At 61.0% G+C, this 21793-nt stretch carries 20 protein-coding genes; 12 read left to right on the top strand and 8 right to left on the bottom strand.

The features are described from left to right. Nucleotides 1-7: 7 nt before the first annotated feature. The 9 genes from GE543_RS03285 to GE543_RS03245 all read left to right on the top strand — a co-directional run bounded on the left by GE543_RS03285 (nucleotide 8) and on the right by GE543_RS03245 (nucleotide 7500). Nucleotides 8-442 carry a prepilin-type N-terminal cleavage/methylation domain-containing protein gene (locus tag GE543_RS03285; protein ID WP_003411575.1) on the top strand — a complete coding sequence of 145 codons (435 nt, stop codon included), beginning with the start codon at nucleotides 8-10 and terminating at the stop codon, nucleotides 440-442. Then, nucleotides 442-813 (top strand): type II secretion system protein, encoded by a 372-nt coding sequence (locus GE543_RS03280; protein WP_003343408.1) that lies wholly within the window; start codon nucleotides 442-444, stop codon nucleotides 811-813. Before GE543_RS03285 ends, GE543_RS03280 begins: the two co-directional genes overlap by 1 nt. Beyond that, nucleotides 810-1442 (top strand): prepilin-type N-terminal cleavage/methylation domain-containing protein, encoded by a 633-nt coding sequence (locus GE543_RS03275; protein WP_003411570.1) that lies wholly within the window; start codon nucleotides 810-812, stop codon nucleotides 1440-1442. Before GE543_RS03280 ends, GE543_RS03275 begins: the two co-directional genes overlap by 4 nt. After that, a complete protein-coding gene (locus GE543_RS03270; protein ID WP_153220666.1) occupies nucleotides 1439-2173 on the top strand; it encodes a general secretion pathway protein GspK in 735 nt (244 codons plus the stop codon). The genes GE543_RS03275 and GE543_RS03270 overlap by 4 nt, the downstream gene beginning before the upstream one ends. Beyond that, nucleotides 2170-3264 carry a type II secretion system protein GspL gene (locus GE543_RS03265; protein WP_153220664.1) on the top strand — a complete coding sequence of 365 codons (1095 nt, stop codon included), beginning with the start codon at nucleotides 2170-2172 and terminating at the stop codon, nucleotides 3262-3264. The genes GE543_RS03270 and GE543_RS03265 overlap by 4 nt, the downstream gene beginning before the upstream one ends. Beyond that, nucleotides 3239-3850, top strand: coding sequence for a type II secretion system protein GspM (gene gspM / locus GE543_RS03260; RefSeq protein ID WP_003343405.1), 612 nt, complete (start codon nucleotides 3239-3241; stop codon nucleotides 3848-3850). Before GE543_RS03265 ends, gspM begins: the two co-directional genes overlap by 26 nt. Next, nucleotides 3847-4377 carry a general secretion pathway protein GspN gene (locus GE543_RS03255; RefSeq protein ID WP_003417561.1) on the top strand — a complete coding sequence of 177 codons (531 nt, stop codon included), beginning with the start codon at nucleotides 3847-3849 and terminating at the stop codon, nucleotides 4375-4377. Before gspM ends, GE543_RS03255 begins: the two co-directional genes overlap by 4 nt. Next, nucleotides 4377-6704: a type II secretion system secretin GspD gene (gspD, locus tag GE543_RS03250; protein WP_046269734.1), complete on the top strand. Its 2328-nt coding sequence runs from the start codon at nucleotides 4377-4379 to the stop codon at nucleotides 6702-6704. Before GE543_RS03255 ends, gspD begins: the two co-directional genes overlap by 1 nt. 73 nt (nucleotides 6705-6777) lie before the next feature. Beyond that, on the top strand, nucleotides 6778-7500 hold the full coding sequence (locus GE543_RS03245; RefSeq protein WP_153220662.1) for an alpha/beta hydrolase: 723 nt from the start codon (nucleotides 6778-6780) through the stop codon (nucleotides 7498-7500). Between the two features lie 42 nt (nucleotides 7501-7542). Here the strand turns inward: GE543_RS03245 and GE543_RS03240 are convergent, their stop codons facing one another. Both GE543_RS03240 and GE543_RS03235 read right to left on the bottom strand, forming a co-directional pair. Further along, the gene (locus GE543_RS03240; RefSeq protein ID WP_003405003.1) at nucleotides 7543-8289 is read right to left on the bottom strand and encodes a hypothetical protein; all 747 of its coding nucleotides are present in this window, start codon (nucleotides 8287-8289) and stop codon (nucleotides 7543-7545) included. A 227-nt stretch (nucleotides 8290-8516) separates the two neighbouring features. Beyond that, nucleotides 8517-9713 carry an MFS transporter gene (locus tag GE543_RS03235; protein ID WP_046269735.1) on the bottom strand — a complete coding sequence of 399 codons (1197 nt, stop codon included), beginning with the start codon at nucleotides 9711-9713 and terminating at the stop codon, nucleotides 8517-8519. 262 nt (nucleotides 9714-9975) lie between these two features. Between GE543_RS03235 and GE543_RS03230 the strand changes: the two genes are divergently transcribed. From GE543_RS03230 to GE543_RS03220, 3 genes are read left to right on the top strand one after another with little or no spacing between them, the layout of a single operon-like run. Then, nucleotides 9976-10707 carry a GntR family transcriptional regulator gene (locus GE543_RS03230; RefSeq protein WP_003343391.1) on the top strand — a complete coding sequence of 244 codons (732 nt, stop codon included), beginning with the start codon at nucleotides 9976-9978 and terminating at the stop codon, nucleotides 10705-10707. A gap of 49 nt (nucleotides 10708-10756) precedes the next feature. Then, on the top strand, nucleotides 10757-12043 hold the full coding sequence (locus GE543_RS03225) for an MFS transporter (protein WP_003417556.1): 1287 nt from the start codon (nucleotides 10757-10759) through the stop codon (nucleotides 12041-12043). Nucleotides 12044-12097: 54 nt separating this feature from the next. Continuing rightward, nucleotides 12098-12943: an amidohydrolase gene (locus GE543_RS03220; protein ID WP_153220660.1), complete on the top strand. Its 846-nt coding sequence runs from the start codon at nucleotides 12098-12100 to the stop codon at nucleotides 12941-12943. Between the two features lie 4 nt (nucleotides 12944-12947). On the opposite strand, the gene GE543_RS03215 is transcribed toward GE543_RS03220, so the two are convergent. From GE543_RS03215 to GE543_RS03190, 6 genes are all read right to left on the bottom strand, one after another. Continuing rightward, the gene (locus GE543_RS03215) at nucleotides 12948-15986 is read right to left on the bottom strand and encodes an efflux RND transporter permease subunit (protein WP_371927079.1); all 3039 of its coding nucleotides are present in this window, start codon (nucleotides 15984-15986) and stop codon (nucleotides 12948-12950) included. Continuing rightward, complete coding sequence (locus tag GE543_RS03210; protein WP_032702965.1) at nucleotides 15983-17074, bottom strand: efflux RND transporter periplasmic adaptor subunit; 1092 nt, start codon at nucleotides 17072-17074, stop codon at nucleotides 15983-15985. Before GE543_RS03210 ends, GE543_RS03215 begins: the two co-directional genes overlap by 4 nt. Further along, nucleotides 17071-18294, bottom strand: coding sequence for an efflux RND transporter periplasmic adaptor subunit (locus GE543_RS03205; protein ID WP_178118537.1), 1224 nt, complete (start codon nucleotides 18292-18294; stop codon nucleotides 17071-17073). The genes GE543_RS03210 and GE543_RS03205 overlap by 4 nt, the downstream gene beginning before the upstream one ends. 64 nt (nucleotides 18295-18358) lie before the next feature. Next, nucleotides 18359-19222, bottom strand: a complete 864-nt coding sequence (locus GE543_RS03200) for an alpha/beta fold hydrolase (RefSeq protein WP_003417546.1) — start codon at nucleotides 19220-19222, stop codon at nucleotides 18359-18361. Between the two features lie 498 nt (nucleotides 19223-19720). Continuing rightward, on the bottom strand, nucleotides 19721-21118 hold the full coding sequence (locus GE543_RS03195; RefSeq protein ID WP_003411536.1) for a HAMP domain-containing sensor histidine kinase: 1398 nt from the start codon (nucleotides 21116-21118) through the stop codon (nucleotides 19721-19723). Continuing rightward, nucleotides 21096-21779, bottom strand: a complete 684-nt coding sequence (locus tag GE543_RS03190; protein WP_003343378.1) for a response regulator transcription factor — start codon at nucleotides 21777-21779, stop codon at nucleotides 21096-21098. The genes GE543_RS03195 and GE543_RS03190 overlap by 23 nt, the downstream gene beginning before the upstream one ends. Nucleotides 21780-21793: the final 14 nt, after the last annotated feature.

The following is a 21793-nucleotide window of genomic DNA, read 5'->3' as shown; positions in this document are numbered from 1 at the left end:
GCTCGGCATGAGAACGCCTGTCGCAAGCCGGGGTTTTACCCTCATGGAAATGCTGGTGGTGCTGGTGTTGATGAGCATCGCCGTCGGTCTGGTGGGTTTCGGTCTGCAACAGGGTTTGAGCACCGCCAGTGAACGGCGCGCGGTCGGCGACATGGTCGAAGCGCTAAGGGCCACCAGAGTGCGCGCGATTGTCACCGGTCAGCCGGCGCGCACCGAGTTCAACCTGCGCAAGGCGACCTTCAAGGCGCCCGGCAAGCGCGAGATGCACTGGCCGGAAAGTCTGCGCGTGACCATGCAGACCGCGTCCGATCTTGGTTCCGCTGTGGAGTTCTACCCGGACGGCGGTTCCAGTGGTGGCAACGTGGTGGTCGCTGACGGCGACCGACGCTGGCGTATTGATATTGGCTGGCTGACCGGCAGCGTCCAGGTCCGGACGCTTTAATGAAAACATCGCAGTCGGGGTTCACCCTGCTGGAAATGCTTGCTGCATTGACCGTCATGGCGGTGTGCAGCGGTGTTCTGCTGGTGGCGTTCGGGCAAAGTGCGCGCTCCTTGCAGCAGGTGTCGCGCAGTGACCGGCTGAGCCATGCGGCACGCACGATAATGGATCAGGAAAGCGCCGGTCCGCTGGAAAACGGTACGCGAAAGGGAGAGCTCGCAGGCATCGACTGGACACTGGATATCCGTCAGCTGCCGGGTGCCAATGGTCAGGCGAGGATGTTTCGCCTCGATCTGATGCTCAGTGAGCATCAGCGCAAGGCGCAGTTCAGCACGTTTAAATTGCGTGGTGCTGTCAGCGGGGCGGGGTCATGAGGGGCACTCAGCGTGGCTTCACGCTGCTGGAAGTGCTGCTGGTGATCAGCCTGCTCGGCGTGTTGCTGGTACTGGTTGCCGGGGCGTTGCTGGGCGCCAATCGTGCGGTGCTCAAGGCTGAGCGCTACACCGTGAATCTGGACGAGATCCGCGCCGCGCAAGCGTTTCTGCGCAGCTCGATCGCTCAGGCGCTGCCGCTGGACACGTCTGGTGAAGATGACGTCAACAGTGGTTTTTTTGAAGGCTCGGCGCAGCAGTTGCGGTTTGTCGCAACGCTGCCCGGCGAGTTGGGCGGCGGTATCCAGGTTCACAGCCTGGAGCTCAAGGGGCCGCAAGAGCATCGGTCTTTGCAGGTGTCGTTCGCTCAGGTTCAGTCCAGTGCGAATGGCATTGCTCTCAAACCTTGGGGTGAGCCTCAGGTATTGCTGCAAAACGTCGAGTCGTTGACGTTCAGTTATCGCGGGCTGACCCCCAAGGGCAAGCCGACCGGCTGGATGGCCGAATGGCCCTGGCCGAATCGCTTGCCGGGTGCAGTGCGCATCGATATGCAGACCCATGGCGCGGTGAAATGGGTTTCTGAAGTGGTGGCCTTGCGTCTGGACCTGTCCGGCGGGGCGGGCGGCGAATGAACGTGACAGGCCGATCGCAGCGCGGTGTTGCGCTGCTGGTGGTGCTCTGGGTGCTGGCACTGTTGAGCCTGTTGCTCGGCGGGCTGGCCGGGTGGGTGCAACTGGAGAGCCGGCAGTCTCTCTGGTTAAGGCAAAATACCCAGGCGCTGATGGCGGCCGAAGCTGGCATGAATATGGCTGTACAGGGCTTGCTCGATCCTGCACAGCGCAAACGCTGGATTGCTGACGGGCGTGTGGTCTCGTTGCGTATGGATGACACGCAACTGCTGGTGAGCATCAGAAGCGAGCGCGGCAAGCTGGACCTCAACAGCGCGCCGGTTGCTGATATATCGCGCCTGCTGCAGGCCTGTGGCGCGGCTAAAAATCAGGCCAGCGGTATCGCCCAGGTGCTGGAGTCGCAGCGCAATGGCGGTCAGTCACCGCTGCGGGTGGTAGAGGAAGTTCGTCAGCTGGCGGGCATGAGCCAGGCGCTGTATGCCCGGTTGTTGCCGGAAATAACATTGTGGAGCGGTCTGGATCGGCCCGACCCGGCGTTCGCTTCGGCGTTGCTGCGTCGGGCCTTGAACCTGCCGAACCAGAGCGCGGTCGGGGCCGACCCCGGCGAGGTCCTGGCCATCGACACGCACGCAGAACGACCGGGCGGCGTGACCGCCCTGTTACAGACCACGGTTTTATTGAGCCCATCGGAGGGAGGCGCACAACCCTACAGGGTGTTGCGTTGGCAAGAATGAATTCATCAGTTTCTGCACGTCTGGCGCCTGTTTACGCGTTACGTGAACAGGTCGCCCGGCAGTGGCGTGGCAGTCCGGCGCAACACGCCTGGCAATGGTGGGTAGCGGAGCTTCGCGCCTGCCTGCCGCCGCGTGTGCGTCGATGGCTGGGCCGCGAGACCGTGGAGCAGGCGCTTGTCTGGCCATTGGTCGAGCCGCTGCCCGATGCATCGCCTCAGGTACGGCGGGTTCTGCTGCTGCCGCCCTCGGCTGTGCTGTTGCAGACCTTGCAGCTTCCTGCGGCTGCGGCACGCAATCTGTCGACCGTGGTCGGCTACGAGCTGGATCGTTTCACGCCATTTGACGCGGGCCAGTTGTACTTCGTGGCCCGTCAGGACAGTCGCAGCGCCAGCTTTGTGCAGGTCACGCTGGTGGCAATCCTGCGCGAGCGGCTGGACGCGATACTCAGTGAGTGCGCCGAGCGTGGCTTGCGTCCCGATGCCGTCGACGTCGGCACGGATGTGGGCGTTGACAACCTGGCTGCAGCACAGCGCATGGGTATCGATCTGCTGCCGCTGCCACTGCGCCCGCAGCAGTCGCGCTCCGGCCATCGCTTGCAGCGCGGGCTGATCTGGCTGTGTGCCGGACTGCTGCTGAGCGCCATGTTGCTGTGGCTGAACGATCGGCAGAGCCTGCTCGAGGACATGCAGGCCAGCGTCAAGGCGCAGAAGGCTCAGGTTGGCGAGGTCCAACAACTGCGTCAGCAATTGACCAACACCCTGGGCGCTGCCAACTACCTGTTGCGCCGCAAGGCTGCGCAGCCGCCGCTATCGGCGCTGCTCAGCGAGCTGACCGCCTGCCTGCCTTCGGACACCTGGATCGAGCATATGGAAATCAGCGACAGTGCCGAGGTGGCCTTTTCCGGGCAGAGCGCCAAGGCCAGTGCGCTGATCGGCCGCGTCAAGGACTGCCGAAGTCTGGATAATGCGCAGTTTCAGGGGGTGATCCAGCCCGACACCAAAACCGGCAAGGATCAGTATTCCCTGCGCGCGCATTTGCACCAGAACCAGCAGCAGGAGAACGCCGATGCGCCGTCCACTGACAAGCCGTGAGCGGCGGGGCGCTGCCCTGATGATTCTGGCCCTGGTGTTGTGCCTGGCTTACTGGTTGTTGATCGACAGCTGGTTCGCCGGCCCCTTGCGCGACATCAACGAGCAGACCGACCAGTTGCGCGAACAGCAGCAGCGTTATGCGGGCCTTCTGCAGCAGGGTGATTCGTTGCGCGAGCAACTGGAGCAGGCCCGCCGTGATCCGGCCAGCAGCACCAGCCTGCTGCCGGGCGAAGATCCCAGTGCCGTGGCTGCTGATCTGATGCAGCGCATTGCCGACCTGATCAGCAGTCAGGCCAGCACCGGCGGCGGCTGCGAGTTGACCCAGCGCATGCCGATCACCCCGGAGCAGGACAGTGCCGAGCCGTATCGGCAGGTCAAGGTCAGCCTGACCCTGAACTGCGCCATCGAACCACTGACCGCCATCCTGCATGCGCTGGAGTATCAGCGCCCGTTTCTGTTCATTGACGAGATGAGTATGCGTCGCGACGCCAACGCTCCGGCCAGCGGTGCTGCCGGCAAACTGGTGGTGCACCTGCTGGTGCGCGGCTACCTGCAACCGGCCAGTGCCGGGGAGGGCGAGCAATGATCGGTTCACTGCGTCCGCTGGAGTGGGCACTGCTGGCTTTCGCCGCAGTCTTGGCAGCCTTGATCGCACTGGTCTTCAGCGGCGCTGCGCATTCACCGGACTGGCTGCCCGAGCAGGCGCCGCGCAACCCGGTCGATCAGAGGGCGCAGGTCCACAGCGCGCCGTCGGCGACACTCGACAGCCTCGCCAATACCTGGAAAACCCCGCTGTTCAGTCCTGATCGCAGCCCTGACGTGGCCGTTCGCAAAGCCGATGCGCAAGCCACCAATCTGGCTGGCCTGACCCTGACCGGGGTGATCATGGACGGCTCGCTGCGTGTGGCATTGCTCAAGCAGGCCAGCGGTCCGGCATTGAAAGTCCGTCAGGGCGATCGCTTGCCCAACGGCTGGACGCTGGACCGGCTGGAGCCCACCCAGGCTACGTTCAAACTCGATGACCGCACGCAAGTCCTGCGCCTGCCCGCGCTGCGTCTGCCGCCGCCTTCGAACACACCGCCGATTACCTTAACCAACGATTCCACCCTGTGATGGGTACCTTTTCTGGAGTTCCTGCCATCGCTACCTTGCGCACACCCTTGCTTTGCCTGGCCACCGCCGTCGCCCTTGGCGGCTGCGCGTCACAGTCAGACACACTCGATCCCGACAATGGCATGCTGCAGGAAGCGCTCCAGGGAACCGGTTCACAACGCCCGCCGGTAGACCCGCGCAGCGAAAGACCGCCCGTCGAGCCACCTTCCCAACAGACGACCAGCTCGCCGCAGCGGCAGATCATCAAAGGCAACCAGCGTTTCATCCGTCAGCCCGCCGCTGCTCCCGCAGCGCGTCAGGCCGAGACCGGTGACATCGTCTTCAACTTCACCAATCAGCCGATTCAGGCGGTGATCAACAGCATCATGGGCGATCTGCTGCACGAGAATTACAGCATTGCCCAGGGTGTGAAGGGCGATGTGAGCTTCTCGACGTCCAAGCCGGTCAACAAGCAACAGGCACTGTCGATTCTCGAGACGCTGCTGTCCTGGACCGACAACGCGATGATCAAGCAGGGCAACCGCTACGTGATCCTGCCGTCGAACCAGGCGGTGGCGGGCAAGCTGGTCCCGGAAATGCGCGTTGCGCAACCTTCGGCGGGCATGTCGGCGCGGCTGTTCCCGCTGCGCTACATCTCGGCGACCGAGATGCAGAAGCTGCTCAAGCCGTTCGCTCGCGAAAACGCTTTCCTGCTGGTCGACCCGGCGCGCAACGTGCTCAGCCTGGCGGGTACGCCCGAAGAGCTGGCCAACTATCAGGACACCATCGACACCTTCGATGTGGACTGGCTCAAAGGCATGTCGGTTGGTGTATTCGGCCTGCAGCGCGCTTCGGTCGGCGAACTGATGCCCGAGCTGCAGAAAATGTTCGGCCCGGAAAGCGGCATGCCGCTGGCGGGCATGGTGCGTTTCCTGCCGATCGAGCGGACCAACTCGGTGGTGGCGATTTCCTCGCAGCCTGAATACCTGCACGAAGTCGGCGAGTGGATTCACACCATCGATGAAGGCGGTGGCAACGAGCCGCAGATGTACGTGTATGACGTGCGCAACATGAAGGCCACCGATCTGGCCAAATACCTGCGGCAGATTTACGGCACCGGCGCCATCAAGGAAGACGCTGCGGCCAAGGTTGCACCGGGCCTGCGCACCACCACCTTGTCGTCGCTCAACTCCAGTGGCGGTAGCGGTGTGGGCGGCATGAGCAGCTCCAACGGGCTGGGCGGTACCGGCAGCGGCCTGAGCAATGGCGGAGGTTTTGGCAGCAGTCAGGGCATGAACAACAGCCAGACCAATGGCGACAGCGAATCGGAAGGCGACGATCAGAGCAGCGGCGATTCGGATTCGGCCAGCCAGGACGGCAGCGGGTCTGGCGGCAACAACAAGTCTCTGGACGCCAGCACGCGCATCACTGCGCAGAAGAGCAGCAACCAGTTACTGGTGCGCACCCGCCCGGCGCAGTGGAAGGAGATCGAGTCGGCCATCAAGCGCCTCGATAATCCGCCGCTGCAAGTGCAGATCGAGACGCGCATTCTGGAAGTCCAGCTCACGGGCGAGCTGGATATGGGCGTGCAGTGGTACCTCGGGCGTCTGGCGGGCAACTCGGGTACGACCGGCAACGTCACCAACACCTCAGGCAGCCAGGGTGCAATTGGGACCGGAGGGGCGGCGCTGGCCTCTACTGACGCGTTCTTCTACTCCTTCGTCAGCAACAACCTGCAAGTCGCTTTGCGGGCGCTGGAAACCAATGGGCGTACCCAGGTCCTGTCGGCACCGTCGCTGGTGGTGATGAACAACCAGCAGGCGCAGATTCAGGTCGGCGACAATATCCCGATCAGCCAGACCTCGATCAACACCAACTCTTCCACCGACACTACATTAAGCAGCGTCGAATATGTGCAGACCGGCGTGATTCTCGACGTCGTGCCGCGCATCAACCCGGGCGGGCTGGTGTATATGGACATTCAGCAGCAGGTCAGCAGTGCCGACACCGATACCACTGGCAACGACGCCAACGGCAATCCGCGTATCTCCACCCGCTCGGTCGCCACGCAGGTGGCTGCGCAGAGTGGTCAGACCGTACTGCTGGGCGGTTTGATCAAGCAGGATAACGCCGAGTCGGTCAGTGCCGTACCTTATCTGGGACGCATCCCTGGCTTGAGGTGGCTGTTCGGCAATACCAGCAAGTCCAAGAACCGTACCGAACTGATCGTGCTGATCACGCCGCGGGTCATTACCAGCAGCAGCCAGGCGCGTCAGGTGACGGATGATTACCGTCAGCAGATGCAGCTGATCAAGCCGGAGGTTTCGCGGACCAGCATGCAGAACTGACGCTGTGCTGGTTTCTGCCACCACGCCCACTCACGACGCTGCCCGTTGGCAGCGTCAAACAGAGGTGATGAACATGCTGAAATTCTTCGCTGCCTTGCTGTTTGCCTTCACCGCAATGGCACAGGCCCAGGACACCTTGCACACCGATCTGCCACTTGATTACCTGGCGCAGACCAATGTCGACAAGCCTGACCAGCCGCTGGTGATTTTCATCCACGGTTACGGCAGCAATGCGGCCGACCTGTTCGGGCTCAAGGAAGAGCTTCCGGCCGACTACAACTACGTGTCGGTACAGGCGCCGATGGAGTTGCGCGCTGACAGCTACAAATGGTTCACCCAGAAGCCCGGCGTCGCGGATTACGACGGTGTGACTGATGACCTGAAAAGCAGCGGTACCCGGTTGGCTGCGTTCATCGGCAAAGCCACTGAGAAGTTTCATAGCCAGCCAGGCAAGGTCTTCCTGATCGGTTTCAGCCAGGGCGCCATGATGAGTTACGAAGTCGCCCTGCGACAGCCCAAACTGGTCGGCGGCTTCGCGGCGTTGAGCGGAAGGCTGCTGCCGGTCGTGAAGTCAGAGGTAAAGGCTTCCGAAGACCTCAAGGCACTGAGTGTATTCATCGGTCACGGCACGCAGGATCGCCAGGTGGCCTATGCCAGCGCCCCGCAAGCCGAAGCGACGCTGAAATCGCTCGGTCTGACGCCGCAGTTGCATGCCTATGAAGGCATGGGGCACAGCATCAACGAGGCTGAAGTGATGGATCTGGCGGCCTGGTTGAAACAGTCAAACCGCCAGTGAGTACATGCGTCGTCCGAGGGGCGACGCACAATCTTCGGTCAACTAGTTGACCTTGACCTCGTTGAACTTGAGCACGTTGTCCTTGTTCTCGCGATCGCGGAAGGTCAGCTTCAAGGCAGGTGACTGCTTCACACGGCCCTTGGTCGCTTCAAAGATCAGTGTCACGCGGGTAGGCACGTTGCGGATCAACTGGAAGCTGTCCCAGCGATCGAACTTTGCATCGCCGACACGCAGTTGCGAAAGCCCCAGCGCGCCGCCGGTTTCTTCGAATAGGCTGATCGGGTTGAGAAACCTGAAGTCGCGATCGGCACTTTTATTGATCAGCTCCAGCATGCAGGTAGGCGACTGGCCGTTCTGGTCACAACCCAGCAACTCCATACTTACGTTGTCGACGGTCTCGGAGCGCTTGCCGAACAGGTTGGCGCTTTCGTTCTCGGTGAACAGTGTCTGAGCGCGGGCGAAATCGACCGAAGGTTTAGCGTATTCGCCGCCCAGTTTGAAGAACACCGCGCAGAGAAACAATGACAGTGCCAGCCAGACGCCGAGCTTGAGCGGTGATGGAAGCTTTCTGGCCATGATTGCGATGTACAGCCCGCTTATCACCATGCCGGTGCCGACGATAATGACCAGTGTCTTCCAGTTTATGAAGTCAATACTGAGGCCAAGAACGGCCGGGTCCGGGAAAAGGTAGGTGAAGATGCTCCAGATAGCCCCGATCATACCGCTGATGCCGAGCGATATCTTGGCGAAAATCGCGGAAATCTTGCTTGTTCGTGGTGCTGCGTCCATTGCTGTTATGCCTTGTTCGGATTGCGCAAGTGCGTGCCGATGCGCTTGAAAAGCAGTATCGACGGATTCGGGGCCTTGGGATGAGGCGTCTGTACAATCCGTGTTCAATCGCGCAGATCCAGAGGTGCCGGATACGCGAGCCTTTAGGTGCGAGAGAGAGCCAGAAGGGCGATGGGCTATGCCATCGCCGCGGCATTATCCTGCAATTCAGTTACAAAGTGCAGGGTTTACGCATTCTGCCTGGATCGGTCCCTGAGCAGCGCCAGCAATGCAATCAGTGGCAGTGCCGTGCCAGCGATCAGCACCCAGGTCCAGCCACCGTGATCAAACAGCGGGCTGGCGACTGCCGAGCCAATGGCGCCACCGATGAAAATACTGGTCATGTACAGCGCGTTGAGCCGGCTGCGGCTGGCGGCATCCAGCGCGTAGACCGTGCGCTGGCCCAAGACCATGCTGGTCTGCACACAGAAATCCAGCACCACGCCCGTTATGGCCAGGCCAATCACGCTGTACGCTGGATGAACCAGGCCTGGAAGAAAGCTGAGTGCGCCGAACAGCAGTGCGCCCAGTGACGCGATGCGGGTGTAGCCAGCGTCTGCCAGCCGGCCGCTGATGGGCGCGGCAATGGCTCCGATCGCGCCGATCAGGGCGAAGATCGCGATCTGGGTTTGCGACAGCCCGTGGTTGCGTGACAGCTCCAGCGGCACGGCGGTCCAGAACAGGCTGAAGGTCGCGAACATGCAGGCCTGATAAAAGGCACGCTGGCGCAGCACCGGCTGGGTACGAAGGAGAGTCCATAGCGAGAACAGCAACTGGCCGTAGGACGCACGATGATCCGGAAGGCGTTTCGGCATGGTAGTCGCCAGTACCACGCTGATGCCGATCATGACCACAGCCGCCGAGCCGAACACCGCCCGCCAGCCGAAATGGTCGGCCACCAGACTGGCAATCGGCCGCGCCAGCAGAATCCCCAGCAGCAGTCCGCCCATGATCCCGCCAACGACCCGCCCACGCGACTCCTCCGGAGCCAGATGCGCCGCCAACGGAATGAGCATCTGCACCGATACTGAACTGAAGCCCACCAGCAACGAGACCAGCAAAAACACATTCGGCTGCTCGGCGAAGGCGGCACCCAGCAGGCTGAGAATCGCGACGACAGTCGTCACCAGCATCAGCCTGCGGTTCTCCAGCAAATCGCCCAGCGGCACCAGAAAGAACAGCCCCAGCGCATAACCGATCTGCGTCAATGAAACGATCAGACTGGCCGCCGTGCTCGACAGCCCGATGTCCGGCGCAATCAGCTCGATGATCGGCTGGGCGTAGTAGATGTTGGCGACGATCGCGCCACAGCAGAAGGCAAACAGCATGACCATGGCCGGGGTCATGGTCACAGCGTTATGCGCGGATTGGGACGAGTGGGGCATGAAAGTCTCGCTTGAGCATGGACTGTCAGACGCTGGACGCGTGTCTGTCAGGCGGTTTTTGATCGATGCAGCGCAGGCTAACGGTTTTATCGGCCATTAAGTAGGTGCGGCGAGTTGATACAGGATATTTCCGGGAATGATGATCAGCGAAGCGCAGCGATGTGTCGGTATAGTCACGCACGCTCGCGAACTATTGACCTTCGCTTGCCACGGATGAATACTCTTTTCAGAAATTCATATAGATGACTGGATGAATAAAACAATGAACAAGCTTTCCAGCGACGAACGCCTACCGCTTTATCAACGCCTGCGCGACAGCCTGGCTGAGCAGATTGCCAATAATCGCTGGCGTCCGGGCGAGGCGATTCCTACCGAAGCGGCGTTGTCTGCCGAGTATGGCCTGTCCACCGGTACGGTGCGCAAGGCCATTGATTTGCTGGTCAGCGACAACATTCTGGAGCGCCAGCAGGGGCGTGGCACGTTCATTCGTCGTGCGCAGTTTCAGTCTTCGCTGTTTCGTTTTTTCCGTTTTCAAACCGAAGCGGGTGAACGCCGGGTGCCGGAAAGCCGGATTTTGTCCGTCGAGCCTGTGGACGCGCCTTCGTCGGTCGCTCAGGCGCTGGGGATGGGCGCAGGTGCGCCGGTGATTCGTATGGTCCGCTTGCGGTTGCTGGATGGCCAGCCGGTGCTGGCCGAAGAAATCTGGCTGCCACGTGCGCGGTTTCAGGCATTGCTGGAGCTTGACCTCGATACGCAGGGGCCACTGCTTTATCCGATCTACGAAGACGTCTGCGGTCAGGTGGTCGCCTGTGCGCAAGAAAGCCTGACGGCCGAGACGGTCAACGACGTGTACGGCCGGTTGCTGCAGATTCCAGTCGGCAGTGCGGTGGTGGTCATCGAGCGTGTGGCGCGTAATTACGCCGGTGAGCCTCTGGAGTGGCGCCGCTCGCGAGGGCATGCCAGCCATTTCCGCTACAGCGTGGACATTCGCTGACAGCGCTGCAGTCTGCCCGAGCCGTGCAACGCCCATCAGGATAAACGCCATGTTCAACTGGTATCGCGATGTCACTCCCAAAGAGCGCAAGACCTTCTGGGCCTGTTTTGGCGGCTGGTCGCTGGACGCTCTGGAAGTGCAGATGTTCGGTCTGGCCATTCCGGCCCTGATTGCTGCGTTTGCCCTGACCAAGGGCGATGCCGGGCTGATCAGCGCGGTGACGCTGGTAACGTCGGCGTTGGGTGGCTGGGTGGGCGGAACGCTGTCCGACCGCTATGGCCGGGTGCGCACGCTGCAGTGGATGATTCTGTGGTTTTCCTTCTTTACCTTTTTGTCTGCGTTCGTGACCGGTTTCAACCAGTTGCTGATCGTCAAGGCGCTGCAGGGCTTTGGCATCGGTGGTGAGTGGGCAGCAGGCGCGGTGCTGATGGCCGAGACGATTCAGTCCCGCTACCGCGGCAAGGTCATGGCCACCGTGCAAGGTGCGTGGGCCGTCGGCTGGGGCCTGGCAGTGGTGCTGTTTACTCTGATTTATTCGTTTGTGCCGGAGGATATTGCCTGGCGGGTGATGTTCTTTGTCGGCCTGCTGCCTGCCCTGATGATCATCTGGGTGCGACGCAATGTCGAAGAACCGGAGAGCTTCCTGCGCAGGCAGAAAAGCGCCGCGCCGAAGGTCAACTTCTTCAAGTCGATGGCCGGGATTTTTCGCCCCGAGCTGCTGCGCGTTACCTTGCTCGGTGGCTTGCTGGGGCTCGGTGCGCACGGCGGTTATCACGCAGTCATGACCTGGTTGCCGACCTTTCTCAAAACCGAGCGCAACCTGTCCGTGCTCAGTTCCGGCGGCTATCTGGCGGTCATTATCGTTGCGTTCTGGTGCGGTTGCGTGTGCAGCGGTCTGTTGATCGACCGCATTGGTCGACGCAAGAACATCATGCTGTTCGCCTTGTGCTGCGTGGTCACCGTGCAGTGTTACCTGATGCTGCCGTTGAGCAACACACAGATGCTGTTTCTCGGCTTTCCGCTGGGCTTCTTCGCTGCCGGCATTCCGGCCAGCCTCGGCTCGTTTTTCAACGAGCTTTATCCGGCAGAGGTGCGGGGTGCCGGGGTGGGCTTCTGCTACAACTTTGGGCGCGTGCTGTCGGCGGTGTTCCCGTTTCTGGTGGGGCATATGAGCCAGTCAATGTCGCTCGGCAGCGCCATCGGAATCGACGCCGGCATCGCCTACGGCGTGGCAATGATCGCCGCTTTCTGTCTGCCGGAAACCCGTGGACGCAACCTCGAGGCTACGCTGCCGGTTGCCAAACCACTGGACAAGGGCGCAGCGCAGCGGGCTTGAAAACCTTTCATTCGCGGTGTTGCGGCGCCGCGCTGACTTCTTATAGACGAACCAATGACTGATTCCTGTACCACGCCAATACTGGGCATCGATGCCCACGCACATGTCTTCAGCAAGGATTTGAGCCTAGCGTCAGGACGGCGTTACAGCCCGGACTACGACGCAACGGTGCAGGCCTATCTGGCCAACCTGAGCGAACATGGCCTGAGCCACGGCGTTTTGATCCAGCCCAGTTTTCTGGGCACTGATAACCGGTTTCTGCTCGACGCCCTGGCGCAGGCTCCGGACCGCCTGCGCGGTGTGGCGGTGGTTGACACGGACATCAGTCGCGGTGTGTTGCAGCGCATGGCCGGGCTGGGCATCGTCGGCATCCGCCTGAACCTGATCGGCAAGCCGCTGCCGGACTTCGCCGCGCCGGAATGGAAGACACTGTTCAAACACGTCTGGACGCTCGGCTGGCATGTCGAACTGCACCGCGAGATCGCTGACCTGCCGGGGCTGATCCGGCAGTTGCTGCCGTTCGGTTGCAAGCTGGTGATTGACCATTTCGGGCGGCCCGATGCGCGCCTTGGTGTTGATGATCCGGCGTTCCAGGCCCTGCTGGAGTTGGGCCTGAGCGGGCAGATGTGGATGAAGATTTCAGCAATCTATCGTCTGGGCGGCAGTGTCGAGCAGAACGCGACGTTTGCTCGCGCCGCATGGCCGTTGCTGCTGCAAAGCTTTGGTCCGCGCCGACTGGTATGGGGCAGCGACTGGCCGCACACCCAGCATGAGCACGTGGTCAGCTATACCCATGTGATCGAGCAGTTCGTCGCGCTCGAATGCCCGGACCCGCTCAAGCGCATTATGTTGGTCGAGGCCCCGCAGGCGCTGTTCGATTTCCTGCCGGTGGAAATCTGACCTGCTAAACAGCAGGTGGCCTGATCCGATAGCTGACCATATACAGCGCCGGGAGGAAAAACAGGGTCAGCAGGGTGGCGATGGCGATGCCGCCGATCATCGCAATGGCCATCGGCCCCCAGAACACCTCGCGGGCAATCGGGATCATGCCCAGGCTCGCGGCCGCTGCGGTGAGCATAATCGGTCGGCAGCGATGTTCGGTGGCCTTGACCACCGATGTCCAGGCGCTTTCCCCGGCGGCAATGAATTCATCGATCTGCGTGACCAGAATCACCGAGTTGCGGATGATGATGCCGATCAGCGCCAGCACGCCCAGAATCGCCACGAACCCCAGCGGATAGCCGGAAATCAACAAGGCTGCGACCACGCCGATCAGGCCCAGCGGCACCACGCTGACCACCAGCAGCAGTTTTTTCACGCTGTGCAACTGGATCATCAAAAAGCTGACCACCAACAGCAGCATCAACGGCACAACCTTCAGGATCGGACCCTGTGAGCGCGCGCTGGCCTCGACTGCGCCGCCGGTGGCGACCGAGTAGCGTAACGGCAGGCGGGCGCTGAAGGCATCGACGTCGGGCTTCAATTGCCTGACCAGCGCTGCCGGCTGTAAGGTGCCGAGCACGTTGGCTTTCAGGGTGATGGTCGGCAGCCTGTCGCGGCGCCAGACCAGTGGCTGTTCCTGCTCGTAACTGAGCGTGGCGAACGCCAGCAGCGGCACGCTCGCACCGCCGGGTGTCGGGATCTGCAGGTTGGCGAGGGTCTGCACCGAGCTGCGTTCGTCGCTGTCGGCGCGTCCGACCAGGTCGATCAGATAGGTGCTGTCACGCACCTGAGTGATGGTGGTGCCGCTGACCAGGCTGTTGAGGATTTGCGCCACGTCCTCGGAGGACAGACCGAACTGGCGCACCTTGTCCTGCGCGATGTCGATCTTCAGCACCTTGCCCGGTTCGTTCCAGTCATAGATGACCTGACCGATATTGGGGTTGGCATCGAGAATCGCCGCCAGCGCCATGGCCTGGCTGCGCACCTGTTCGATGTCCGGCCCGCTGACCCGGTATTGCACCGGCCAGCCCACCGGCGGCCCCATGTTCAGCGGCTGAACGTAGCCACCCACGCCGACGTAATCGTCGCGAAAGCGCTGACGCAAGCGTTCGATCAGCCGGTCACGCGCTTCCCCACCCTGGCTGACGATCACCAGTTGTCCGTAGAACGGGTTGCTCAACTGCTGATCCAGCGGCAGGTAAAAACGCACCGCGCCCTTGCCCACGTAAGAGCTCCAGCGCAGCACATCGGCGTCCCCTTTGAGCGCTGCTTCAAAGCGGTCCATGGTTTGGCGGGTACCTTCGATGGAGCCGTTTTGCGGCATGTAGATATCCACCAGAATTTCCGGCCGGTCGGAGTCCGGGAAGAACTGGTTCTGCAGCAATCTGCCTGCAAACAGCGACCCGATGAACATCAGCAACGTGATGCCTATGACCCACCCGCGGTGCTCGAGTGCCTTGATCAGCAGACGGCTGAAACCACGCATCCAGCGCCCCGGCGCGGCGTGTTGCGCCGACGCCTTGAGGATGTGCACGCCAATCAGTGGCGCGAACAGCACCGCCACCAGCCAGGACAGCAGCAACGCCACGGCAATGACGGCGAACATGGTGAACACGTATTCGCCTGCGGAACTGGAGTTCAGGCCGATGGGCACGAAACCGGCGACCGTGACCAATGTGCCGGTCAGCATCGGGAACGCGGTCGAGGTGTAAGCGAAGGTAGCGGCCTGCGGTAACGAATCGCCGCTTTCAAGGCGAGTGACCATCATCTCGACGGTGATCATCGCGTCATCCACCAACAGCCCCAGAGCGATGATCAGCGCGCCCAGCGAGATACGTTGCATGGTGATGCCGCTGTACTCCATGAACACGAAGACCAGCGCCAGCACCAGCGGGATCGAACAGGCCACCACCAGACCGGCACGAATGCCGAGGCTGATGAAGCTGACGACCAGCACAATCAGGATCGCTTCAAAGAGTGCATGGGTGAAGCCGCCGATGGCTTTTTCGACCACATCGGCCTGACTGGAAACCAGGTGCACGTCGATGCCCAACGGCAATTCAGTGGTCAGATCGTCGATGCGTTGCTGCAACTGGTTGCCGAATGCCTGGATGTTGCCACCTTGCTTCATGGCCACCGCAAGGCCAATGGCTGGCTGGCCATTGAAGCGGAACAGTGAGGAGGGCGGATCGGCATAACGGCGCTCGATGGTCGCCAGATCGCTGAGGCGAAAGAACCGGTCGCCGAAGCGCAGATTGACCGCCTCGAGGTCTTGTTCATTGCTGAACTGCCCGCTGGCCCGCACCGCAATGCGTTCGGGACCGGCCTCCATCACCCCGGCAGGCGTGACCGAGTTTTGCGCTTGCAGGCTTTGCAGCACCTGGCGCTGATCGATGCCCAGCGCTGCGAGCTTGCGGATCGAGAAATTCAGATAAATGACTTCGCGCTGGGCGCCGAGCAACTCGATCTTGCCCAGGTTGGGCACGCTGCGGATGTCGGCGCGCACTTGCTCGACGTAATCACGCAGTTGGCGGAAAGACAGGCCATCGGCTGTGAACGCGTAGATGCTGCCGAACACATCGCCAAACTCGTCGTTGAACGCAGGTCCCTGGATGCCACTTGGCAACTCACTGCGCACATCGCTGATCTTCTTGCGCACCTGATACCAGGCCGCAGGGATGTCGGCGCTTCGGGTTTCACTCTTGAGGAAGACGAAAAGCGTCGATTCGCCAGCCAGCGTGTAGCTTTTCACGTAATCCAGCGCGTCGATTTCTTCGAGCTTCTTTTCCAGCCGATCAGTCACCTGCTGCAGGGTGTCGGGCAGCGTTGCACCAGGCCAGCGCGCCTGAATGACCATGGTCTTGATGGCGAATGAAGGGTCTTCCTCACGCCCCAGATTCAGGAATGACCAGCTGCCCATCAGCAGTGAAACGAACATCATGTACCAGACCAGTGTGCGATGCCTGAGCCCCCAGGCCGACAGATTGAAGCGCTCCTTCACAAACTGACCTCTCGCTGCACACGGACCTTCTGACCGGACTGCATGCCGTTGACGCCGGCAGTCACTACTTTTTCGCCCTTGTGCAGCGCGCCGCTGACCCTTACCGTCGAGCCCGATCGCGCCAGTACCTGCACCGCGCGCGGGACCAGTGTCGATGTCGTCGGGTCGATCACCCACACCTGAGACGTGCCGTCACGCTGCAGCACTGCGCTGCCGGGCAGGTCATGAAACGCCGGTGCGTCGCCACTGATCTCTACGGTGACGGTCGAGCCCAGGCGAAAGCTGTCCGGAGGATTCTGCAAGGCCAGGCGGACGCGCTGAGTGCGGGTCTCGGCATTGATTTGCGGTGCAAGCTGGCGGACATTCGCGGCCACTGAAAGCTGTTCGTTCAGTTGCGAAATCACTCTGATGCGGTGCCTCTCATTCAGCGAACCGAGTGGCAAGTCGACGAGCGCTTCACGGCTGTCCGGGCGCGCAAGGTTGACCACTGCCTGACCGGTCGCCATGACCTGGCCGACCTCGGCTTGCCATCCAGTAATCAGGCCATCGAACTCGGCTGACAAGCGTGTGTAGGACACATGATCAGTGGCCTGCTGCACGGCGACGCGTGCCTGATTGCGCAGCGCGTCCTGAGTGCGCAGGTCGCTGTCCAGTTGATCCATTCGCGCCCGCGAGCCGATACCGCGCTCATAGAGCTGCTGGTAGCGCGTCAACTCGTCGCGTGCCTGTTGCCAGGCGGATTGGGCTTTGCCGAGTTCGGCCTGGCGGGAGTGCAAACGGTGTTGCTGGTCGCCGGGTTCCAGGGTGGCGAGCAGATCGCCCTTGCGCACTTGATCGCCGATCTCCGCGTGCCGGGTTGCCAGTCGCCCGGCGACACGAAACCCCAATGCCACTTCATACTGCGGCTGGATGACGCCGGCGAAGCGGCCATAAGAGGCGCTGCGCTGATCGACTATTTCGGTGAACAGCACCGGGCGTTCGACAACCTCGCGAAGCGGTTTGTCGCGGCAGCCCGGCAGTGCCACGATCAGAATGCAGATCAGCCAGCAGCGGGATCTCGTTCGTGGTTCTACGCACGAGGTGCTCATTGCGCAGCTCCCGATGACGCCAGCGAGACGCTTTGTTCGGCTTGCGCTTGCCCTGCGACCTCTACCCGTTGTCCCGGGTAGAGAAACTGCAGCCCCCGGGAAACTACTCGATCACCTTCGGACAAGCCCTCTGAAACGATGACCTGGCCCTGTTCGTAACGCAGCACTTTCACAGGCGTCAGCCTGACCTTGGCCTGAGCATCCACCCGCCAGACTGCCGGTTGTCCTTGTGTACGGCTCAAGGCGGACCAGGGCAGGGCGAACGCCGATTGCGACTGCGTCTGCAAGCGAGCGCTGACCACGGAGCCCAGTGCGAGCGACGCAGCGGCACCCTGCAGAGCAACGCGCACTCGCAACGTGCCATTTGCGGCGGAGACGATGGGGGTGATTTCCCTGATGATGCCGGTCAGCTGAATCTCTGGCTGGCCCAGGGGGCTGACAGTCACTGCAGCACCGGTCTGATCGGCGCGCAGCAGCGATTCGTACGCGGAAAATACCGCTTCGCGTTCGCCATCGTGAGCGACGCTGAAAATCGCAGTGGCGGCCTGAACCACCTGACCTTCTTCGGCATAGCGCGCCGTCACGACGCCATCGGCTGCCGCGAACAGCTCGGTGTAACCGACCTGATCACGCGCGTTGGCCTGCTGCGCCTGCAGCGCGGCCAGATCCCCCCGCGCACTGTCGAGTCCGGAGCGGGCCTTCTGGTATTCGCTGAGGTTGGTATAGCCCTTGGGCAGCAGCACTTGCTGACGCTGGTAGTTCTGTTCGGCGAGGTGCAGCCGCGACTGTCGTACGGCGACTTCGGCACGGGCTGACGCCAGCTCGGTGTTTTGCTCGCGTGCGTCGAGTCTGGCCAGAACCTGTCCGACCCGCACTCGATCCCCGACATCCACATAGCGCTTGATCAGCTTGCCGGAGACGCGAAACGATTGCTCAGTTACCTTGCGGGCCTGGATATCGCCCGTCAGCGTCACACTGCTGGCAACGTTCAGTAGGGCAACCGGTTGCGCGACGACTCGCACCAGCGCCTTTTCTGCGGGTTTTCCTGCAGAGCAAGCGCTGAGCGAGAGTAGCGAGATGAACCCCAGCACCACGCCGGGCTGAGTGTACAGGGAGTGCAACGGCCGGATATTTCCGGAAACACGGCAGCACGAACGCCGGAGCGTTGCAAAGGGAAAAGTCATCAACGAATAGCACTGCCCGATCAGAGAAGCCAACATCATCCATGAGTCACAGCGTCAGGCCGGAAAAGCGCAAGGGCTTCCCGGGCCAGGCGAGCGAGCTTCAGGCCATCGCGGTGACGCTGGGCCATACCTCTTGGGTCGCTTCAGTGCCCAGAAATGTCAGTGCGGTTCTTTGCGAATGGTGCCATGCCGCCTTGCTTTCCAGGTCCAGAAAGTGCCCGGTGTCCGGAACTACGTTGAAACTGCTTTTGGCGATGTAGTTGGAAAACATGCGGGCATCTTCAACAGTGGTGTATTCATCTTTTTCACCGTTGATGAACAGCACCGGAATGTTGATCGAGGAAAAACGCTCGACGTAATTGCTGGCGCTTAGTTGGCGAATCTGGCTGATGTGAAAGTCGATCTGGCGATATTCATGCTCGGCAAGACTGATCAGGTGCTTGTAGTTATAGAGTTTGAACAGGCGCGGCAGGTACTTGCCCACGGTGTCGTTGAGCAGTGAGCCGATCTTGCGTTTTTCGCGTGCGGCGAGGTAGATCTGGGCGTTATCGATATAGTCGAGCATGGCCTCGTTGAGGACCGGCGAGAACGAGCTGATGATGGCCTTTTCCACGGATGGAGGGCATTCGGAGAGGGCCAGCAGGGCCGAGACACCGCCCCAGGAGACTGACAGCAGGTGGTTTACCTGATAGAGATCAATCAGTTGCAGGAGAATGTTTACTTCATCTTCCTTGCTGACAATCATGTCGTCCGGGTTATGCGCTCGGGATTGTCCTGAAAACGGCAGATCGAACAGCACCAGGTTGTAGTGCGGTTGCAAGTACTTGACCGTCTGCCCGAAAGAGCCAGTGGTCGACAGTGCACCGTTGACCAGCAGAATGGTCTTGGCGTCGCTGCCTTTCCAGTAAGTCTCGGCGTAAACCTTGTACTTACCGATGGTTAGAATCTTCGATTGTGCGCCCATAACAGCCTCCCAGCTAAAATTTTATCCAGCAATTAATGCAGCATTCTCTGCTTCGGCAGCCATGCCAAAGCCTCGCCCGATAAGTGGCGAAATCCGGTGAGTTATTATTCTGGGTGCAGCGGAAACGTTACCGCAGAAACTGTGTTTGCCCGGACATAGATAACGCAGTGCCAGCATTGCGACAAGTCACTGACGTCATAAAAATGTCTAGTCGCTCACATTTCACCTTGGCGTTTGGCCATCATCTTTTGCACAAGAGAAGGATTTAATCGGGGAAAAACGCCGTATCGAGCCTGAAAAGCGTATTTATTGGGAAGAACTTGTCAGTGCTGAAACGGTCAAGCTGCGTGCAAATTTGCAACATCTAGTTACAAACTTACGCTTGGCAGAACGCGCCAGATTAATATCGAAATCGCTGAAACCCTTGAGCCAGACGCATTAATCTCGTCAAAAAGCAGGCACGATCGTGCAATCAAGGGCTTGGAAGGTGCCTGAATCTCAGGCCAGCGTATTCACTGTGCGGCATTCCAGCAGCAAGCTTGCGCCGCCGTATTCGCTGGTGCCTATTTGCAGTGTAAAACCGTGCAGATTGACGATTGCGGCCACTACCGAGAGACCGAGGCCGAAGCCGCTTTGCTCGGTGCCAGCCTCACTGCGATAGAAGCGCTGGAAGACAGCGGCGCGCTCGGCGACGGGGATGCCAGGCCCGGAATCCTGTACCTCGATGCACGGCGTGGTGCCGCCTGCGGCAGGGTAGGCGCTGACTTTGACGATTCCGCCGCCGGGGGTGAACTTGATTGCGTTGCCCAGCAGGTTGGTCAGTGCCTCGAACAGCAGGGCGCGGTCGCCTACCAGGGTGGGTAACGTTTCATGCAGGTCGAGTATCAGGGTGATCTGGTCTTCTTCGGCCAGTGGCAGATAGAAGTCATGCAGCTCCTGCAGCAGTGGACGCAGTTCCACTTCAACGAATGCCGAGCGCCGTTGGCGGTCTTCCAGCTCGGAAATGCGCAGCAGTCCACGGAAGCGTGCCATCAGCGTGTCAGCTTCGCTGATGACCTGGGCAATCTGCGTGGCATGGGTCGAATCGTGGGCTGACTGCTGCTGAATACGGTAAAGCTGCGCACGCAATCGGGTCAGCGGTGTGCGCAGGTCATGGGCGATGTTGTCGCAGACGCCCTTGACCTCGTTCATGAGCTTTTCGATGCGGTCCAGCATGGCGTTGACGATCACCGCCAGCATGTCCAGTTCATCGCGCCTGTTGGAGACCGGCAGACGGCCGGCCATGTCGCCGGCGATGATCGATTCGGCGCTGGCCTGGATCGCACGGATGCGCCGCAACGGCCGACGGCGCAGCAAGTGCCAGCCGGCAACCCCGGGAATAATGGTCAGCGAGATGCCCCACAGCAAGGCATGCAGGATCAGCGTGCTCACCGCAAACAGCGAGCCGTTCTCGCGAACCAGCACCAGCCAGCGGCCGTCCGACGTGCGATTGACGATCGCATCGCAACTGCCTTGCGGCATGCCTGGATCATCCGATTCGATGCAATCGTTCAGCACATGAATCTGGCCGTCGATAGGCAGGTTTTTCGGGACGCTGGTGATAGGCCCGGCAACCGGGCCGAAGTTCTCGTCGAACAGACCGTAGGCATCCACCGAGCGGGTATCGAAGGTCATGCTGGTGGCCAGAGCGTCCACCAGGCCCTGGCCCTCGAAGCGAGAAAACAGTTGCTGGCGATGGGTTAGCGACTGGCGGGCGAGGGTGTCCAGATAGGACGTCACCTCCCAATACAGCACGCCAAGCAGAATCACGCTCCAGGCTACGAACAGCGAGCTGTACAGCGCCAGTAATCGACTTGTGGATGATCGCCAGCCGTCAGACGGGTTCGGCAATGACATAGCCGGATCCTCGCACGGTCTGAATGAGCTGTGCGGTGCCGGGTTGATCGATCTTCTTGCGCAAACGGCCGATGTGAACGTCGATCAGGTTGGTGCCCGGATCGAAGTGGTAGCCCCAGACTTCCTGAAAAATCATCATTCGGGTGATGATCTGTCCGCTGTTGCGCATCAGAAACTCAAGCAGCTTGAATTCGGTGGGCAGCAGGATCAGCGGCTCGCCGCCGCGACACGCTTCCCGGGTAATCAGGTTCAGTTCCAGGTCGGCAACCTGCAATACCGTCTTGGCGGCACTGACCGGGTTGCTGCGTCGCAACAGCACCTCGACGCGTGCGGCCATCTCATCCGACGCGAAGGGTTTTGGCAGATAGTCATCCCCTCCGGCACGCAGGCCGCGAACGCGCTCGTCCACGTCGGAGAGGGCGCTGATCATCAGGATCGGCGTGGAAATGCCCTGGGCGCGCAAGTGGGTGACGATGGTCAGACCATCCATCTCCGGCAACATGCGGTCCAGAGTAATAAGGTCATAATCGCCACTCACTGCACGCGCCAGGCCGTCACGGCCGTTGTCGACCCAGTCCACTTCCAGCCCGTGGCTGCTGAGTTCGGTCACGATTTCCTTTGCAGTGATGGCATCGTCTTCGATTGCCAGAATTCGGGTCATGGTCCCTGCCTGAA

Origin of the sequence: Pseudomonas sp. SZ57 (assembly GCF_009495975.1) — a bacterium.
Classification (GTDB): Bacteria; Pseudomonadota; Gammaproteobacteria; order Pseudomonadales; family Pseudomonadaceae; genus Aquipseudomonas; species Aquipseudomonas syringae.
This window is presented reverse-complemented; position numbering and strand designations above follow the sequence as displayed.

What these genes read in the sequence shown, in the direction of transcription:
- GE543_RS03200 (WP_003417546.1), bottom strand. Translation starts at nt 19,222, where the DNA reads ATGGGCGCACAATCGAAGATTCTAACCATCGGTAAGTACAAGGTTTAC.
- GE543_RS03240 (WP_003405003.1), bottom strand. Translation starts at nt 8,289, where the DNA reads ATGGACGCAGCACCACGAACAAGCAAGATTTCCGCGATTTTCGCCAAG.
- GE543_RS03280 (WP_003343408.1), top strand. Translation starts at nt 442, where the DNA reads ATGAAAACATCGCAGTCGGGGTTCACCCTGCTGGAAATGCTTGCTGCA.
- GE543_RS03210 (WP_032702965.1), bottom strand. Translation starts at nt 17,074, where the DNA reads ATGAGCACCTCGTGCGTAGAACCACGAACGAGATCCCGCTGCTGGCTG.
- GE543_RS03245 (WP_153220662.1), top strand. Translation starts at nt 6,778, where the DNA reads ATGCTGAAATTCTTCGCTGCCTTGCTGTTTGCCTTCACCGCAATGGCA.
- GE543_RS03265 (WP_153220664.1), top strand. Translation starts at nt 2,170, where the DNA reads ATGAATTCATCAGTTTCTGCACGTCTGGCGCCTGTTTACGCGTTACGT.
- GE543_RS03275 (WP_003411570.1), top strand. Translation starts at nt 810, where the DNA reads ATGAGGGGCACTCAGCGTGGCTTCACGCTGCTGGAAGTGCTGCTGGTG.
- gspM (WP_003343405.1), top strand. Translation starts at nt 3,239, where the DNA reads ATGCGCCGTCCACTGACAAGCCGTGAGCGGCGGGGCGCTGCCCTGATG.
- GE543_RS03195 (WP_003411536.1), bottom strand. Translation starts at nt 21,118, where the DNA reads ATGTCATTGCCGAACCCGTCTGACGGCTGGCGATCATCCACAAGTCGA.
- GE543_RS03255 (WP_003417561.1), top strand. Translation starts at nt 3,847, where the DNA reads ATGATCGGTTCACTGCGTCCGCTGGAGTGGGCACTGCTGGCTTTCGCC.
- gspD (WP_046269734.1), top strand. Translation starts at nt 4,377, where the DNA reads ATGGGTACCTTTTCTGGAGTTCCTGCCATCGCTACCTTGCGCACACCC.
- GE543_RS03270 (WP_153220666.1), top strand. Translation starts at nt 1,439, where the DNA reads ATGAACGTGACAGGCCGATCGCAGCGCGGTGTTGCGCTGCTGGTGGTG.
- GE543_RS03225 (WP_003417556.1), top strand. Translation starts at nt 10,757, where the DNA reads ATGTTCAACTGGTATCGCGATGTCACTCCCAAAGAGCGCAAGACCTTC.
- GE543_RS03205 (WP_178118537.1), bottom strand. Translation starts at nt 18,294, where the DNA reads ATGTTGGCTTCTCTGATCGGGCAGTGCTATTCGTTGATGACTTTTCCC.
- GE543_RS03285 (WP_003411575.1), top strand. Translation starts at nt 8, where the DNA reads ATGAGAACGCCTGTCGCAAGCCGGGGTTTTACCCTCATGGAAATGCTG.
- GE543_RS03235 (WP_046269735.1), bottom strand. Translation starts at nt 9,713, where the DNA reads ATGCCCCACTCGTCCCAATCCGCGCATAACGCTGTGACCATGACCCCG.
- GE543_RS03220 (WP_153220660.1), top strand. Translation starts at nt 12,098, where the DNA reads ATGACTGATTCCTGTACCACGCCAATACTGGGCATCGATGCCCACGCA.
- GE543_RS03230 (WP_003343391.1), top strand. Translation starts at nt 9,976, where the DNA reads ATGAACAAGCTTTCCAGCGACGAACGCCTACCGCTTTATCAACGCCTG.
- GE543_RS03190 (WP_003343378.1), bottom strand. Translation starts at nt 21,779, where the DNA reads ATGACCCGAATTCTGGCAATCGAAGACGATGCCATCACTGCAAAGGAA.